15 protein-coding genes are annotated in these 15,430 nt (G+C 73.7%); 12 read left to right on the forward strand and 3 right to left on the reverse strand.

Annotated features, from left to right (window positions below; translation table 11 throughout):
* Positions 1-24 precede the first annotated feature (24 nt).
* Together ACFZCY_RS21045 and ACFZCY_RS21050 are read left to right on the forward strand one after the other, a co-directional pair.
* Positions 25-2,910, forward strand: coding sequence for a BREX system ATP-binding domain-containing protein (locus tag ACFZCY_RS21045; RefSeq protein WP_391175114.1), 2,886 nt, complete (start codon positions 25-27; stop codon positions 2,908-2,910).
* A 73-nt stretch (positions 2,911-2,983) separates the two neighbouring features.
* Positions 2,984-3,934: a DUF2510 domain-containing protein gene (locus ACFZCY_RS21050; RefSeq protein WP_391175117.1), complete on the forward strand. Its 951-nt coding sequence runs from the start codon at positions 2,984-2,986 to the stop codon at positions 3,932-3,934.
* A 32-nt stretch (positions 3,935-3,966) separates the two neighbouring features.
* Here ACFZCY_RS21050 and ACFZCY_RS21055 read toward each other — a convergent pair whose 3' ends face one another.
* On the reverse strand, positions 3,967-5,163 hold the full coding sequence (locus tag ACFZCY_RS21055) for an alanine racemase (protein WP_391175119.1): 1,197 nt from the start codon (positions 5,161-5,163) through the stop codon (positions 3,967-3,969).
* Positions 5,164-5,376: 213 nt separating this feature from the next.
* Here ACFZCY_RS21055 and ACFZCY_RS21060 point away from each other — a divergent pair, with 213 nt between their 5' ends.
* Both ACFZCY_RS21060 and mycP read left to right on the forward strand, forming a co-directional pair.
* Positions 5,377-6,516 (forward strand): hypothetical protein, encoded by a 1,140-nt coding sequence (locus tag ACFZCY_RS21060; protein WP_391175122.1) that lies wholly within the window; start codon positions 5,377-5,379, stop codon positions 6,514-6,516.
* Positions 6,513-7,751, forward strand: a complete 1,239-nt coding sequence (mycP, locus tag ACFZCY_RS21065; protein WP_391175125.1) for a type VII secretion-associated serine protease mycosin — start codon at positions 6,513-6,515, stop codon at positions 7,749-7,751. Before ACFZCY_RS21060 ends, mycP begins: the two co-directional genes overlap by 4 nt.
* 6 nt (positions 7,752-7,757) lie before the next feature.
* Here mycP and ACFZCY_RS21070 read toward each other — a convergent pair whose 3' ends face one another.
* Positions 7,758-8,552 (reverse strand): serine hydrolase, encoded by a 795-nt coding sequence (locus tag ACFZCY_RS21070; RefSeq protein ID WP_391175128.1) that lies wholly within the window; start codon positions 8,550-8,552, stop codon positions 7,758-7,760.
* 13 nt (positions 8,553-8,565) lie between these two features.
* Between ACFZCY_RS21070 and ACFZCY_RS21075 the strand changes: the two genes are divergently transcribed.
* The 3 genes from ACFZCY_RS21075 to ACFZCY_RS21085 all read left to right on the forward strand — a co-directional run bounded on the left by ACFZCY_RS21075 (position 8,566) and on the right by ACFZCY_RS21085 (position 10,620).
* Positions 8,566-8,715 carry a hypothetical protein gene (locus ACFZCY_RS21075; protein ID WP_391175130.1) on the forward strand — a complete coding sequence of 50 codons (150 nt, stop codon included), beginning with the start codon at positions 8,566-8,568 and terminating at the stop codon, positions 8,713-8,715.
* A gap of 143 nt (positions 8,716-8,858) precedes the next feature.
* A complete protein-coding gene (locus ACFZCY_RS21080; protein WP_391175133.1) occupies positions 8,859-9,644 on the forward strand; it encodes an SseB family protein in 786 nt (261 codons plus the stop codon).
* Positions 9,645-9,822: 178 nt separating this feature from the next.
* A complete protein-coding gene (locus tag ACFZCY_RS21085) occupies positions 9,823-10,620 on the forward strand; it encodes an MIP family channel protein (RefSeq protein WP_391175136.1) in 798 nt (265 codons plus the stop codon).
* Positions 10,621-10,659: 39 nt separating this feature from the next.
* Here the strand turns inward: ACFZCY_RS21085 and ACFZCY_RS21090 are convergent, their stop codons facing one another.
* Positions 10,660-11,019: a DUF1844 domain-containing protein gene (locus tag ACFZCY_RS21090; RefSeq protein ID WP_055557455.1), complete on the reverse strand. Its 360-nt coding sequence runs from the start codon at positions 11,017-11,019 to the stop codon at positions 10,660-10,662.
* Positions 11,020-11,451: 432 nt separating this feature from the next.
* Between ACFZCY_RS21090 and infC the strand changes: the two genes are divergently transcribed.
* From infC to ACFZCY_RS21115, 5 genes are all read left to right on the forward strand, one after another.
* Positions 11,452-12,081, forward strand: a complete 630-nt coding sequence (infC, locus tag ACFZCY_RS21095) for a translation initiation factor IF-3 (RefSeq protein ID WP_361479362.1) — start codon at positions 11,452-11,454, stop codon at positions 12,079-12,081.
* 153 nt (positions 12,082-12,234) lie between these two features.
* Complete coding sequence (gene rpmI / locus ACFZCY_RS21100) at positions 12,235-12,429, forward strand: 50S ribosomal protein L35 (RefSeq protein ID WP_361479148.1); 195 nt, start codon at positions 12,235-12,237, stop codon at positions 12,427-12,429.
* A gap of 105 nt (positions 12,430-12,534) precedes the next feature.
* Positions 12,535-12,918: a 50S ribosomal protein L20 gene (gene rplT / locus ACFZCY_RS21105; protein ID WP_009713826.1), complete on the forward strand. Its 384-nt coding sequence runs from the start codon at positions 12,535-12,537 to the stop codon at positions 12,916-12,918.
* A 349-nt stretch (positions 12,919-13,267) separates the two neighbouring features.
* Positions 13,268-14,101, forward strand: a complete 834-nt coding sequence (locus ACFZCY_RS21110; protein ID WP_361479151.1) for an RNA methyltransferase — start codon at positions 13,268-13,270, stop codon at positions 14,099-14,101.
* Between the two features lie 41 nt (positions 14,102-14,142).
* Complete coding sequence (locus tag ACFZCY_RS21115) at positions 14,143-15,351, forward strand: ATP-binding protein (protein WP_391175142.1); 1,209 nt, start codon at positions 14,143-14,145, stop codon at positions 15,349-15,351.
* Positions 15,352-15,430: the final 79 nt, after the last annotated feature.

The following is a 15,430-nucleotide window of genomic DNA, read 5'->3' on the forward strand; positions in this document are numbered from 1 at the left end:
GACCGCGAAGGATGAGGGATTGCTTTGCTGGGCCGAGAATGCGAAGTGTCAGCCCTGGAAGGTGCCCTGGCTTCGGCGGCTTCCGGGATGGGAGTCAGCCTTCTGCTGGAAGGAGACATCGGCACCGGCAAGTCACACATGCTGCGCACCGCTTTAAGACTCGCACGTGACAAAGACTTCGAGGTGATCTCCGCCCGCGCTCGGCAGCCCGAACGTGCGCTGCCGGGCGGCGTACTGCACCACGTGCGCGACCAGCTTCTCTCGCTCCTCGGCGGACCTGGCTCCGGCCTGCCCGATCCCGCCACCGCCGGGGCGGCCGTCGACACGCACCGGCTGATCGTGGCCCTCGCCGATCGGGCGCCGCTGCTGGTGTGCGTGGACGACCTGCAGTGGACCGACCCCGACTCGCTCCACTGGCTCGGCCACCTCATGGCACGGCTCGAAGGGCTTCCCATCGTGCTGCTCTGCGCTCTGGGGCGTGACTACGCGCACCTCAGGGACGCCGAGCAGCGGTCTTCGGGCGCGGCCACGCTGGCCGACGCCGTTTCCGGTTTCCATCAGCGCTTCCTGCTACAGGGGCTCAACGCCGACTGCATCGGCTATCTCCTCGCCCGTACCTTCCGCGAGCCGGTGAGCACGGACATCGCCCGGGCCTGTCACGAGGCCACCGGTGGGAATCCCCTGCTCGTGCAGTCGCTCCAGCGCGAGCTGCGGCGCAGCAACACCGGCCTGGCCGAGCTCTCCGCCGAGCGCGTCGCCGACATCGGTTCGGTGGAGGTGGCGGAGACGCTCGCCGCCCGTCTCGAGCCGTGGTTCCCCGGTGTCGGCCGGGTCCTCGAGGTCGTCGCCGTCATGAGTCCGGTCAGGCACTGCGTCGTCGTGGCCCCGCTCGTCGGCCTCACTGCCGAGGAGGTCGACGACATGCTGTACACGTTCCTCCGCCGCGGCATTCTGGTGAAGACCGCGGCGGGCGTCGGCTTCAGCCAGCCCATGATCCGGGCTTCTTTCCTGGTGGCCATGCCACCCAGTGAGCGGGCGCGGCTGCACGCGGAGACCGCCAAGGCGCTGCACGCGGAGGCCGCGCCCTGCGGCGAAGTCATCGCGCATCTGGTCGTCGCCGCGCCGATCGGCGAACCCTGGGCCTGTCAGCTCCTCATCGGTGCGGCCGACTCCGCCCTGGCCGACGGCGACCTGAAGACGGCCAGGACCTGCCTGGAACGTGCCCTGGACGAGTGCGGGCCGGCGGAGCAAGCCGTACTGCTGAGGCGGCTGGGCCACGTCGTCCTCATCGACGACCCTGCCGCGGCCATCGCCTCGCTCCGCAGCAGCCTGCGGCTCCTTGAGGGGACAGGCGAGGCACGCGTCCTGGTACTCCTCGATCTCCTCCAGGCCATCGTGCTGACCGGCGACATCGCCGAGGCATCGCGCGTCGCGGAGGGCGCCCTGACGGAGTTCGAGCACGGTGACGCCGACGTGGAGTCGCGCCGGGCCATCGGCGCCGTGTCCGGGGTCCTGGCCCTCATGCACGGCGGAGGAGGAGCGCAGCCGGTGTCCCCGGAGGTGAGCACCGATGCCACCATCCCCTGGGTGACACGCCTTGAGGCGGCCCGGTCGGCCCTGAGCGCTCAGTGGTGTGGCAGAGGGCGCACCGAGGCCGTGCGCTGGGCACGTCTGGGGCTCGGCCAGAGCGCCCAGGCTCACGTCCACGTTCTGCCGCGCCTGTGGCTCGTCCTCGCCCTCTTCTACGGGGGTGAACAGACGGAGGCGGTGGAGAAGTGCCGGGTGATCGTGGCCCAGGCGACCGCCGCGGGCTCCAAGGCCATGGCCGCGCTGGCACGGTCGGTGCTGGCCGAGTGCGCCTTCCGGGCGGGCCGCATCGAGGAGGCCGCGGCGGAGGCGCGCGATGCCCTGGCGTACGGCCGTGGCCGTGCGTGGCTGGGTTCCGCGCAGGCCCGCTGCTGGCTGGGAGGCATACTCCTCGAATCGGGTGATGTCGGCCAGGCCCAGGAGCTGCTCGTCGATGACCGGACCGTGAGCACCACCCCGGACGTGCTGATTCCCACGCTGCTGTTCCACCGGGGGAGACTGCAGATCGAAGTCGGGTGGACCGCCGCGGGGCTGGCCGACCTGGAGGAGTGCGGCCGGCAACTGTCCCAGCGGGGCTGCCTGAACCCCGCGGTGTTTCCCTGGCGCTCCGAGGCCGCCCTCGCCCACGCATGCCTCGGCGACCCCGCCGCCGCGAACCGGCTGGCGCGCGAGGAACTCGACCTCGCCCGCGAGTGGGGGGCGCCGACGTCCATCGGCGTCGCCCTGCGCGCACTCGGCCTGCTGGCCCGTGGCGACCAGCGGACCGCCCTCCTGGAAGAGGCGGTCGGAGTGCTCCGGGAGGCCGGCGCCCCGCTCGAAGAGGCGCGCGCTGTGCGTGACCTCGGTCGCGAACTCCTGCGGACCGGCAAGGCTCGGCAGGCCCGGGCCGAGCTGCGGGCGGCCCTGAGGCTTGCCCAGAAGTGCGGGGCGGGCGGGCTCGTGGGCAATTTGGGGCAGGACCTGGCGGAGGCCGGCGCGAAGCCGCGTCGCGGTACCGAGATCGGGCCGGCGTCCCTGACCCCGGCCGAACGCCGGACCGCGCTGCTCGCCGCCCAGGGGCTGACCAACAGGGAGATCGCGAAACGGCTGTACGTGACGCGCCGCACGGTGGAGATGCACCTGAGCAGGGTGTACCGGAAGCTCTCGATCTCGGATCGACGCGCTCTGTCCGTCGTGACCTCCGCGGAGACCTCCGCCGTGACCTCCGCGGAGACCTCCGCCGTGACCTCCGCGGAGACCTCCGCCGTGACCTCCGTACCGCCGTCACTCGCCTCCCTTCGCCGGTGCGGCCGACGGTCGTACGGCCCCTCTTCCCCGGGGTGAGGTGAGGACCTGTCGCGTCCGGCGGTATCCGGTGCACGGAGCCGACCCGTGGCCATAAGGTGACGGCGTGAGCATGAACACGCCCCCGGGCTGGTATCCCGATCCCGGTTACACAGGTCACGGCCCCGCCCTGCATCGGTGGTGGGACGGGTCCACCTGGACCGAGTACACGCGCGACGCCACCGCCCCGGCGGACTCGCCCTTCGGCCCGCCGCCCGCGCCCGGCTATCCGCCCGGCCCGGACGGCGGGCGGGGGCTCGGGCGCGGTCCCCGGGTCGCGGTGCTCGCGCTGTCGGTGGGGGCCGTGGTCGCCGCGATCATCGGCGGCATCGTGCTGCTGGGCGACAGCGGGGACAGCGGCGAGGGCGACCGGGCGAACCCGCTGCCCACCGCCCCCGCCCCGCCCGGAGGCGGCGGCGACGCCCCCTCGGACGCCCCGTCCGGCCCGCCCACCGACGGCCCCAGCGCGCCGCCCACCGACGATCCGAGCATCGCCCCGGACACCGCGAGCGGCATCAGCCTGCCCGTGCTGACGGGCTGGCAGGCGGGCCGCAGCAGCTCCGGCGGCGCGGGCGTGACCACCTCGCGCTACCCGTGCCCGGGCGACCCCTCCACCGACTGCGTGCGCGGCGGCGCCTTCTCCGGGACCGCCAGCGGCTTCAAGGCGGACACCGCCAAGGGCATCGCCGAGGAGGACATAGCCAAGAACGCCGAGGAGTCCTACGGCACGGACGAGGACACCGACCGCAAGGCGTACGGCGGGATCGACTCGCACAAGCGGATCAAGGAGGAGGCCGTCGACGTCGCGGGGGAGAAGGGCTATCTGGTGCGCTGGAAGGTGATGACGAAGAAGGGCGACGACGGATACGTCCAGTCCCTCGCCTTCCCGTCGCCCACCGTCCCCGACACCATGGTCCTGGTGCGCTTCGGCTTCGACGTGAGCGACAAGGCGCCGCCGCTCGGCGACATGGACAAGATCGTGGACGGCATCGAGGCCCTGGCGGGCGACGGCCGGTCCATATAGGACCGCCCGCACCATAGGACCGCCCCGCACCCCTACAGGAAGGTGTGGCCCTCGCCCCGGTACGTCGGCACGGAGTCCACCACCCGGTCGTCCTCGACCAGATGGAGCGTCGCGAACCGCTCGCACAGCTCACCGGCCTTGGCGTGCCGGAACCACACCTTGTCGCCGATCAGCAGATCGTCGGCGGCCGTGCCCAGCAGCGGGGTCTGCACCTCGCCCGGGCCCTCCTGCGGGTCGTAACGCAGCCCCTCCGGCAGATACGGCACCGGCAGCCGGTCCCGGCCCGCCGCCCCGGACGCCGGATACCCGCCGCCCAGCACGGTCACCACGCCCACGCCCGGCCGGCGCACCACCGGCTGGGCGAAGAGGGCGGCCGGGCGGCCGCGGAAGGACGTGTAGTTGTCGAACAGCCGCGGCTGGTAGAGCCCGGACCCGGCGGCGATCTCGGTCACCGCGTCCTCGGCGGCGGTGTGCTGCACGCTGCCCGTGCCGCCGCCGTTGACGAATTCGAGGTCCGCCACCGCCCGTACCGCCCGGACCGCCGCCGCCCGGCGGGCCGCCAGCTCCTGGCGCGCCGTGCTCTGCATCAACCGGATCGCGCGGGAGCGCAGCGGACGGCCGGTCACCGCGTCCCCCACCCCCGCGACATGGCCCTCGTAGCCCATCAGCCCGACCACCCGGAAGCCGGGGCGGCGCTCGATCGCCCGCGCCAGATCAGCCAGCTGCTCGGGGGTGCGCAGCGGGGAGCGCAGGGCGCCGACGCGGATCCGGCCGCCCAGCATCCGCAGCGAGGTGTCCAATTCCAGGCAGACCCGGACCTCTTCGGTCCCGGCGCGCACACTGTCGATCAGGTCGAGCTGGCCGATGTCGTCCACCATCACGGTCACGGCGGCGGCGAGCTTGGGGTCGCCGGTCAGGGTGGCGTAGCCGTTCCGGTCGGTGGACGGGTAGGCGAGCAGGACGTCGTCGAAGCCCTCGCGGGCCAGCCACAGGGACTCCGCGAGCGTGAAGCTCATGATGCCCGCGAAGCCGTCCCGCGCCAGGGCCCGTTCCAGCAGAGCCCGGCACCGCACCGACTTGCTGGCCACCCGGATCGGCTTGCCTCCCGCCCGGCGTACCAGATCGCGTGCGTTGTCGTCGAAGGCCCTCAGGTCGACAATCGCCATGGGTGCCTCGAGATGGGCGGTGGCCCGGTCGTAACGGGCCCGGTCAGCGGCGGAAGGGGACATGTCGTGAAGCTTGCCAGAACGCCATTACCGCTGGGTAGAGGGCAGCCGATGCGGAGGGTGCCCGGCGCCCCGTAGAGTGTCGCGCACGCCACGACCGGCAGGTCAGCGGCGTGATGTCCGTATTCGGGCCGCCTGCCCGAAAGGCGGTGGGGCGGCGCGGCGAACCGGACGGAGCGACGTGGACCAGGTCTCGATGGGCGCGAGGGGGTGCCGGTGAGCGCGGACGCGGAACAGGCGCACTCTTCTCGTCGTACGCCCCCACCTCGCCCTGCGCACCCCCCGCGCACCGCGCCCACGCCCCGGTCCGCGCCCCCACCGCGCACCGTCACCCCACCCAGCGCCCCGCCCGGTTTCGGCCCGCCGGGTTTCGGCCCGCCCGGCTTCGTCCCCGACCCGGACACCCCCGTGCTCGGCGTCCCGGCGAAGGTCCCCTTCCCCCGGGGCGCCGCCCGCGGCGTACGGCACACCGGCCGCAGCGCCTTCACCGCCGACAGCCCGCGCGTACCGCCGCCCCACCCCGGCGCCCCGCCGCGCCCGGCCGCCCCGCCGAGCGCCGGCACCGGCCACCACCGCGCGCGCAGCCGCACCGTGGCCGCCGCCGTCTCCCTCGTCCTCGGCCTCGGACTGCTCGGCGGCGCGGCGGCCGGCAGCTGGCTGGGCGACAGCCCCGGCGCGACGGCATCGGCCGCCGACAACTACGCCACGGCGCGCGCCGCCTGGCACAGCGTCCCGGCGGACGACCTCTTCCCCCGCACCCTGCGCGGCGAGGGCGACGGCCCCGGCGGCGCCGACCGGCTCTGGACCCGGATCGCGGTCGCCCCCGACAGCAGCTGCGGCGGCGGTTTCGATCCGCTGCTCACCAAGGCGCTCTCCCCGGTGGGCTGCGAACGGCTGCTGCGCGCCACCTACACCGACGCCACCAGCACCAGCGTGACCACCGTCGGCCTGCTGATCACCTCGGCCGACGCCGCCGGGATGAAGGCCCTGCGGCAGCGCTTCACCGAGGACAAGCTGGACGAACGCACCGATCTGATGCCCCGTCCGTACGCCGCGAAGGGCACCGCCGCGGCCCGCTTCGGCGACGACCAGCGCGCGAGCTGGCGCATCCGGATCCTGACCGACGCCCCCGCCGTCATCTACGCCGTCTCCGGCTTCGCCGACGGCCGCGAGGTCACCGACCCGCAGTCGGCGTACGAGGCCACCCGGCGCGGCGCGACCTCCGCCCCCGCCCAGTCCGGCCTCGGCAACGACGCCCGCGGCATCGCCGACGCGACCGAGGACGCCTTCCGCCGCGCCCTGTCCAAGGCCCCGGCGGCGCCGGACGAGCCGGAGAAGCGGGGAAGCGCCTCATGAAGACCGCGCGGCGCATCGCCGTGGGCCTCGCCGCCGCCGGACTGACCCTGGTGCCCGTCACCCCCGCACAGGCCGACGGCATCCAGGCCCAGGAGTGGGCGCTCGACGCCGTCCACACCCGCCAGGCGTGGCAGACCACCAAGGGCGCGGGGACGACCGTCGCCGTCCTGGACACCGGCGTCGACGACCAGCACCCCGACCTCGCGGGGCAGGTGCTGCCCGGCAAGGACCTCATCGGCTTCGGCGCCCGGCGCGGCGACCGCCCCTGGGCCCGGCACGGCACCGCGATGGCGGGCATCATCGCGGGCAGCGGACATGGCGCCGATGGCGGCGACGGCGTGCTGGGCGTCGCGCCCAAGGCCAAGATCCTGCCGGTGCGGGTGATCCTGGAGGACGGCGACCCGAAGCGCGCCAAGGCGCGCGGCTCCCGGGGCGGCGCGCTCGCCCAGGGCATCCGCTGGGCCGCCGACCACGGCGCCGACGTGATCAACCTGTCCCTGGGCGACGACAGCGCCTCCGCCCACCCCGAACCCGCCGAGGACGCCGCCGTGCAGTACGCGCTGGGCAAGGGCGCCGTCGTGGTCGCCTCCGCGGGCAACGGCGGCGACAAGGGCGACCGCGTCTCCTACCCGGCCGCCTACCCCGGCGTGATCGCGGTGACCGCCGTCGACCGCTACGGCAACCGCGCCGCCTTCTCCACCCGCCGCTGGTACGCCGGCATCTCCGCGCCCGGCGTCGACGTCGTCATAGCCGACCCCGACAAGCGCTACTACGAGGGCTGGGGCACCAGCGCGGCCGCCGCCTTCGTCTCCGGCGCCGCCGCCCTCGTCCGCTCCGCCCACCCCGACCTGAGCCCGCGCCAGGTCCGGCAGGCGCTGGAGCGGACCGCCCGGAACCGCCCGTCCGGCGGCCACAGCGACGAGCTGGGCGCGGGCGTGGTGGACGCGGCGGCCGCCCTCAAGGCGGCGGCGACCATGAAACCCGAGCCCCAGCAGCCCGCCGCCGCGTCGTCGTCGCGGCGCTACTTCGGCAGCGGCCCCGGCCGGACCCGGGCCTCCGGCGGCGAGGGCGGGGTCAACGAGACGGCGCTGATCGCCGCCGTCGCCGGGGCGGGCCTGGTGGCCGCCGCGATCGTCCTGTGGCGCGGCTCGGGACCGCTGCGCGCCCCGCGCGCCCTGCGGCGCCTGACCACGCCCCGTACGCCCCGCACGCCCCGTACGCCACCGCCGAACTGAACCCGCTCACGCCCGCAGCGCGGTGGCCGCCCCCACGGCCGCCCGCGCGGCCTGCTCGACCAGGGCCACGCCGGTGTTCATGTTCTTGCTGCCGTCGGACAGCACCGCCACCAGATAGGTCCGCCCGCTCGCGGTGACCTGGCCGATGCTGTTGACGTCCCACAGCCCGGTGGTGCTGCGCGGCAGCCAGCCGTTCTTCAGCCGCGTGCCCGCGCCCGCGTCGGCGGCGGCCGAGACACCCCAGTCCTGGCCGGAGGTGATCCGTCCCATCAGATTCCGGATGTACGCCCGGGAGTCCGCGCTCAGCGCCGAGCCGTCCCCGAACACCGCGCGCAGCAGCTTCAGCTGGTCGGCGGCGGTGGTCCGGGTCAGCCCCCACAGCCCGGCCCGGCCGCCCTGGGTATGGGTGAGCCCCAGCCGGTGCTGCGCCGCGTCGAACCCGTCCGCGCCGCCGACCGCCTTCCACAGCGCGGTCGCCGCGTCGTTGTCGCTGTGCTCGATCATCACGGTGGCGGCGTCGCGCTCCTTCGCGGTCAGCCCGCGCCGCTCGTCCTGCGCCTTGAGCAGCAGCGCCGCGAGGATGCCGACCTTGACGATGCTCGCCGTGTCGTACAGCCGGTTGCCGTACGTCGCGCTCGCCCCCGACCGGGTGTCCAGGAGCGCCACCGCGAACTCCCCGTCGCATGCGCGCGTCACCGGGGCCAGCGCGTTCGTCAGCGCCGTGCGCAGCGTACGGGCCGATGCGGCGGGCGGTGCCGCCGATGCCGTCGAGGACGCCCCGACCCCGGTCACACGTCCCACGCCGCCTCCCTGGATGTCGCCCACCGCGCACCGCGGGCCGGCGCTCGGCCGCAGCCGGGCGTTCGTCGGTGAACTGGTGGCACTGGTGGCCGCCCCGCACCCCAGCAGGGCCAGCGCGAGCGCCGCCACGGTCGCGATCACGGCCGGGCGGCGCGTTCTGTGACCGGGGCCGCGGCCCCGGTCCATCCCCCCTGACGTGTCGGTTCTCATGGAGGGGGAGGCTAGACGGCCCCGCCGCGCGACGGGGCACAAGGTGATGAACAACCCATGAGAGAGACCTCACGGCGGCCCCGATACCCTCATGGAGTGGCGCTCAAGAACATTCCCGACCCCGGCTTCTCCGACGACGACGGCACCGCCGACGCCCGCCTGACCGCGGCGCTCGCCGCCTGGGCCGACGACCGCACCGCCGAACCCGAGGTGCTGGCCGCGCTGACCGAGGCGCGCCTGCTCGTCCCGGTGGTGGCTCTGCTCGGCGAGGTGGAGGAAGGACCGCCCAATGGGCCGCGCGAAGCGTCCGCTGAGGGTGGTGGTGGGCGACGGGCGGGCGGGCTGCGCCGCGAGAAGACGAGCGACATGGCCGTGCCCACCCTGGATGCGCCCGGCGGCCGGCGCGCCCTGCCCGCGTTCACCTCCCTGGAGACCCTGGCCCGCTGGCGCCCGGACGCCCGGCCCGTCGCCGTACCGCTGCGGCAGGCGCTGGAGGCGGCCGCGCACGAGAAAGCGGACACCCTGGTGCTGGACCTCGCCGGGCCGGTGCCGTACCAGCTCACCGGGCCCGCCCTGCTCGCCCTCGCCGAGGGCCGGACCAGCGCCGATCCGCTGGCCGACCCCGCGGTCGCCGAGGCGGTGCGTACCGTGCTGGCCGCCGAACCGGAGGTGGTGCGCGCCCATCTGGCCCCGGCCGCGGACGCCGACGGCATGCTGGCCCTCGCCCTGGACCCGCACGCCCCGGCGCGTGAGACGGCGCAGCGGGTGGCGGGCGCGCTGGCGGCCGATGAGACCCTGCGGGCCAGGCTGGTGCGCGGGCTGACGCTGGCGCTGCTGCCGCCGGACGCGACCGTGCCCGGGGAGCCCCTCTTCAGCCGCTGACCCCGGCCCCCGCCGCTGATCCCGGCCCCCGCCGCTGATCCCGGCCCCCGCCGCTGACCCCGACCCCTGGAAACCGCCGCTGACCTGCGGCGGAACGGTCACCGGCAGGCGAAATCCACCGATACGTCCCACAATGCATAAGGACAACTGGCGGTCCGAGCTATGCGAGGAGAACGCCATGGAGACGAGAACGGTCGTATCGGAGTTCACCGGAACCGCGCTGCTGGTCCTCTTCGGAGTCGGTTCCCTGGTCCTGGCGGGCGACTACATCAACGCCGTCGGCATCTCGCTCGCCTTCGGCTTCCTCTTCATCGCGATCGCCTACGCGTTCGGCCGCATCTCGGGCTGCCACATCAACCCCGCGGTCACCCTGGGGACGCTGCTGGCCGGGCGGATCGACGTCCGCAGGGCCGTCGAGTACTGGATCGCGCAGCTGGTCGGCGGGATCGTCGGCGCCGCCGTGCTCTATCTGCTCGCCAAGCAGGTGCCGAGACTGCGCACGGACGACGCGTTCGGCAGCAACGGCTACGGCGGCCGGTCCCCGGTGGGCATCGGCGCGGGCGGGGCCTTCCTCGCCGAGGTCCTGCTGACGTTCCTGCTGGTCTTCGTCTTCCTCACGGTGACCCGGAAACGGGCGATGGTCGATGTCGAACCGGTGCCGGTGGGACTCGCGCTCGCCGCCGTCAACCTGGTCGGCATCCCGCTGACCTGGACCTCCGTGAACCCGGCGCGCAGCCTGGGCCCGGCGCTGTTCGCGGGCGGCGGCGCGCTCTCCCAGCTGTGGCTGTTCCTGGTCGCCCCCATGGTCGGCGGGGTGCTCGCGGCCGTCGCCCACCGGTTCACGCACCTCCACCCGGCGGGTCAGGCCGAGGAGGAGCAGGCCACGCAGCCGCGGCCCGGCCCGTGGGGGCGGATGCGCGGCGGGCACCGCCCCGAGACGGGCGGCCCCGAGACGAAGGGACCGGAGGCGGCGTGACACCCGGTCTTCCGATCGGATGCGCCGCCCCCGCCCCGGTCAGAAGACCGGGCCGGTGAACTTCTCGCCGGGCCCCTGGCCCGGCTCGTCCGGGACGGCCGACGCCTCACGGAAGGCGAGCTGCAGCGACTTGAGGCCGTCCCGCAGCGGGGCCGCGTGGAAGGAGCTGATCTCGGTGGCGCTCGCCGTGATGAGACCGGCGAGCGCGTTGATCAGCTTGCGCGCCTCGTCCAGGTCCTTGTGCTGCGGGCCCTCCTCGGCCAGCCCCAGGTTCACCGCCGCGGCGCTCATCAGGTGCACCGCGACCGTCGTGATCACCTCGACCGCGGGGACGTCCGCGATGTCACGGGTCATACGGTCGAAGTCGGGGGCCGGCTGCCCGCTGTTGGCGTCGCTCATGGTGGTCGAAGGCTCGCTTCCTGGTGGATGATGGGCTCCACCCTAGGACGCCGCCCAACGGCCGCTCGTACCGGTCGGGGGAACCGGCCGTGTGACATGGGCGACGGGCCCCGACGGCCATCGTCCGGCCCCCCGCGCGACCGCCCGGTGAGCATCCCGCGCGGGTCCTGGTATCGTAGGTAAACGACCGGCCGGTCACTCGCGTGTCCGGCCCACAAGTGGAGGCTCCGCACTCCCACCTCTCGGCTTACGGCTGACAGGTCATCGGTCAGGCTGCGCCCCGCGGTGACATCGCGGCGGTGCTCCCGGTCAGTGAGGAGCCCCGCCTGTGTACCGTCCCGGGGCGTTTTGTGCTTCTCGGCTCGGTGGTCTCAAAACAGACGTTACGCGGCAGTCCGCCAGACGGTCGCGTGGTGCAACCGAGGAGGATCCATCAGCGCCGAGCCCCGCATCAACGACCGGATTCGCGTCCCCGAGGTGCGACTCGTCGGTCCCAGTGGCGAGCAGGTCGGCATTGTGCCGCTTGCCAAGGCCCTGGAGCTTGCGCAGGAGTACGACCTCGACCTCGTCGAGGTGGCGGCGAACGCTCGCCCGCCGGTCTGCAAGCTCATGGACTACGGAAAGTTCAAATACGAGTCGGCCATGAAGGCCCGTGAAGCGCGCAAGAACCAGGCGCACACGGTCATCAAGGAGATGAAGCTCCGGCCGAAGATCGACCCGCACGACTATGACACCAAGAAGGGTCACGTCGTCCGGTTCCTCAAGCAGGGCGACAAGGTCAAGATCACGATCATGTTCCGTGGCCGTGAGCAGTCCCGGCCGGAGCTCGGCTTCCGGCTGTTGCAGCGGCTCGCCGAGGACGTCCAGGACCTGGGCTTCGTGGAGTCCAACCCCAAGCAGGACGGCCGAAACATGATCATGGTTCTCGGTCCGCACAAGAAGAAGACCGAGGCGATGGCCGAAGCCCGTGAGGCGCAGGCCGCCCGCAAGGCCGAGCGCCAGGGCGGCGGCCACGCGGAGGAGCCCGCCGAGGTGCCCACCGAGGAGCCCGCCGAGGCGTGACCGCGAGGCGCGAGCCTCGACCGCCCACCCCGCCCGGGACCCCCGCCGGTTCCGGACACCAACCGAAACACATGACGCTTCCGTACGCCGGATCGCGGTACCCGCCGCGCCCCGGCCGCCCGGACAGCGCCCCGACGAGGAGTGAACGGCGACATGCCGAAGAACAAGACGCACAGCGGTGCCAGCAAGCGTTTCAAGGTCACCGGCTCCGGCAAGGTCATGCGCCAGCGCGCCGGTCGCCGCCACCTTCTCGAGCACAAGCCGTCCACGCTGACGCGCCGCCTGGAGGGCAAGGTCGAGATGGCCCCGGCCGACGCCAAGAAGATCAAGAAGCTTCTCGGCAAGTGACGCACCCGCCCCGCCGAACCGGCGGGGCGCGCGTCAGGCCGACCGGGACCTATTCGTTTCCGGGCCGTGTGAGTCACCTGCGGCCCCGTACAAGGAGTTAAACAAGTGGCACGCGTCAAGCGGGCAGTCAACGCCCACAAGAAGCGCCGGGCGATCCTCGAGCAGGCCAGCGGCTACCGGGGCCAGCGCTCCCGCCTGTACCGCAAGGCCAAGGAGCAGGTCACCCACTCTCTGGTCTACAACTACAACGACCGCAAGAAGCGCAAGGGCGACTTCCGGCAGCTGTGGATCCAGCGCATCAACGCCGCTGCCCGCGCCAACGGCATGACGTACAACCGCTTCATCCAGGGTCTGAAGGCCGCCAACATCGAGGTGGACCGCAAGATCCTCGCCGACCTCGCGGTCAACGACGCCAACGCGTTCGCCGCGCTGGTCGAGGCGGCGCAGAAGGCGCTGCCGAGCGACGTCAACGCGCCGAAGGCCGCCTGACCCTCGCGCCACCGGGCCCGCAGGTGATTCCTCACCTGCGGGCCCGCCACGTCGGCACCCCGCCGCCGGTTCCGTTACCGGGCGCGGCCCGGTGGCCGGTTCGGCGTCCGCCGGTGCCCCCGGGGGTTTCGCTCCCGGGCGCGGCCCGGTGGCCGGGTTGTGCCCACCCGTTCCGCCCTGCGGAACGCCTGCCCACAACCGGGGCATCCCGGCGGCGGCCGGTTGACTGTTGTTCCCGGGGCCCGGGAGACCGGGGGTCCGGGGGCTTGCCCCCGGGTTCGGGAAGGGGCGGGGTGGGGGACGACCCACGCCGCGCCACCACCACACCGCACGAGAAAGCGCGCAGCCCATGGCGACCCCCGAGCTGACGTCCCTGCGATCGCCGCGCGTCACCGCGGCCAGACGGCTCGCCAAGCGCAGCTTCCGCGGCAAGGAGCGCCGGTTCATCGTGGAGGGCCCGCAGGCCGTCCGCGAGGCGATCGCGCACCTGGTCGAGGTGTACGCGACACCCGACGCCGCCGCCCGGCACACCGGCATCGTCGAGGCCGCCCGCGCCGCCCGCGTCCCGGTCCTCACCGCGTCCGACGACGTGATCGCGGAGATGTCCGACACGGTCACCCCGCAGGGCATCGTGGGTCTCTGCCGCTTCCTTGACTCGCCGTTCGAGGAGATCCTGCGGGCCCGCCCCCGGCTGGTCGCGGTCCTGGCGAACGTACGCGACCCCGGCAACGCCGGGACCGTGCTGCGGTGCGCGGACGCCGCCGGGGCGGACGCGGTCGTGTTCACGGACGCCTCCGTGGACCCGTACAACCCCAAGGCGGTGCGCGCCTCCGTGGGCTCGCTCTTCCACCTCCCGGTGGCCACCGGCGTACCCGTCGAGGAGGCCGTCGGCGGCCTGAAGGAGGCCGGGGCGCGGGTGCTGGCCGCGGACGGGGCGGGGGAGCGCGACCTGGACGCGGAGCTGGACGACGACAGCCTCGGCGCGCCCACCGCCTGGATCTTCGGCAACGAGGCCTGGGGCCTGCCGGAGGCTACCCGCGCACTCGCGGACGAGGTGGTGCGCGTTCCGATCCACGGCAGAGCCGAAAGCCTCAACCTCGCGACGGCCGCCGCCGTGTGCCTCTACGCCTCCGCTCGTGCGCAGCGCGCTCCCACAGGGTGCCGTTCCGTGACCGGGACCTAGTAGGGTTTGCCCCCACACGAGGCCCAGGAGGGGGTGTGGGGATGGACGTCAGGACCTCCGGCGCCAGGGCGGCTGCGGCCGATGCCCACGCGCCCGGACGGACACTGCCGGGCCCCGGCGGACACGACCGCCGGGAGCCCGGGACGGGGCACGGCGCGCACGACCCGTACGAGGCGCTGGCCGCGCTCGGCCTGCACCCGGACGATCTGCCCGACGGCCTGGTGGTGGCCGACGAGACGGGCCGGGTCACCTGCTTCAACGCGGCGGCGGGCCGCATCACCGCCATCCGCCCCGCGGACGCGATCGGCCAGCGGCTGGAGCGCGCGCTCCCGTTAGAAGACCTGGACGGCCGGCGCTGGTGGGCGCTGACCGATCCGTACGGAGGGCTGGCCACCCGCGTCGGCCAGCCCGAGCGCAATCTGCTGTTGCCCGGCGGCCACGAGGTGCTGGTCTCGGCCCGCTACGTACGCGAGCGGCCGACCGGACCCGTGCGCCGCCTCGTCGTTTCGCTGCGCGGCACCGAGGCCCGGCGGCGCACCGAGCGCAGCCATGCCGAGCTGATCGCGACCGTGGCGCACGAGCTGCGCTCCCCGCTGACCTCCGTGAAGGGTTTCACGGCCACCCTGCTGGCGAAGTGGGAGCGGTTCACCGACGACCAGAAGCGGCTGATGCTGGAGACGGTCGACTCCGACGCCAACCGCGTCACCCGCCTGATCGCCGAGCTGCTGGACATCTCCCGGATCGACTCCGGCCGGCTGGAGGTGCGCCGTCAGCCGGTGGACGTCGCGGCCGCCGTGCGCCGCCATGTGCAGGCGCTCACCACGGCCGGGCATACCGCCGAACGGTTCCTGATCAAGGTGCGGGGCCCGCTGCCCGGTCTGTGGGCCGACCCGGACAAGATCGACCAGGTGCTGGGCAACCTGTTGGAAAACGCGGTGCGGCACGGCGAGGGAACCGTCACCATCGAGGTGGCCCCCGCACCGCACCGGCCCGCGGCGGACGGCCCCGTCGTCGAAAGGACCGCCATCACCGTGAGCGACGAAGGCTCGGGTATCCCGGAGGAGTCGATGAGCCGCGTCTTCACCCGCTTCTGGCGGGGCAGCAAGCGCGGCGGCACCGGCCTCGGGCTGTACATCGTCAAGGGCATCGTCGAGGCGCACGGCGGGACGATCACCGTCGGACGGGCCGCCGGGGGCGGCGCCGAGTTCCGATTTACGTTGCCCGTGGGCACCCCGGCCTACCTGGCCTGAGCGTCCCCACGGGCTTCCCGGGGAACAGCGGACCGTCCGCGCCCCTTAGACTCGGGCCCTGGCACCTTTGGCGTCCCTC

The organism is Streptomyces sp. NPDC007983 (assembly GCF_042958345.1).
GTDB lineage: Bacteria > Actinomycetota > Actinomycetes > Streptomycetales > Streptomycetaceae > Streptomyces.

What these genes read in the sequence shown, in the direction of transcription:
- rpmI (WP_361479148.1), top strand. Translation starts at nt 12,235, where the DNA reads ATGCCGAAGAACAAGACGCACAGCGGTGCCAGCAAGCGTTTCAAGGTC.
- ACFZCY_RS21075 (WP_391175130.1), top strand. Translation starts at nt 8,566, where the DNA reads ATGTCGCCCACCGCGCACCGCGGGCCGGCGCTCGGCCGCAGCCGGGCG.
- ACFZCY_RS21055 (WP_391175119.1), bottom strand. Translation starts at nt 5,163, where the DNA reads ATGTCCCCTTCCGCCGCTGACCGGGCCCGTTACGACCGGGCCACCGCC.
- ACFZCY_RS21090 (WP_055557455.1), bottom strand. Translation starts at nt 11,019, where the DNA reads ATGAGCGACGCCAACAGCGGGCAGCCGGCCCCCGACTTCGACCGTATG.
- ACFZCY_RS21115 (WP_391175142.1), top strand. Translation starts at nt 14,143, where the DNA reads ATGGACGTCAGGACCTCCGGCGCCAGGGCGGCTGCGGCCGATGCCCAC.
- ACFZCY_RS21050 (WP_391175117.1), top strand. Translation starts at nt 2,984, where the DNA reads ATGAACACGCCCCCGGGCTGGTATCCCGATCCCGGTTACACAGGTCAC.
- ACFZCY_RS21085 (WP_391175136.1), top strand. Translation starts at nt 9,823, where the DNA reads ATGGAGACGAGAACGGTCGTATCGGAGTTCACCGGAACCGCGCTGCTG.
- ACFZCY_RS21110 (WP_361479151.1), top strand. Translation starts at nt 13,268, where the DNA reads ATGGCGACCCCCGAGCTGACGTCCCTGCGATCGCCGCGCGTCACCGCG.
- mycP (WP_391175125.1), top strand. Translation starts at nt 6,513, where the DNA reads ATGAAGACCGCGCGGCGCATCGCCGTGGGCCTCGCCGCCGCCGGACTG.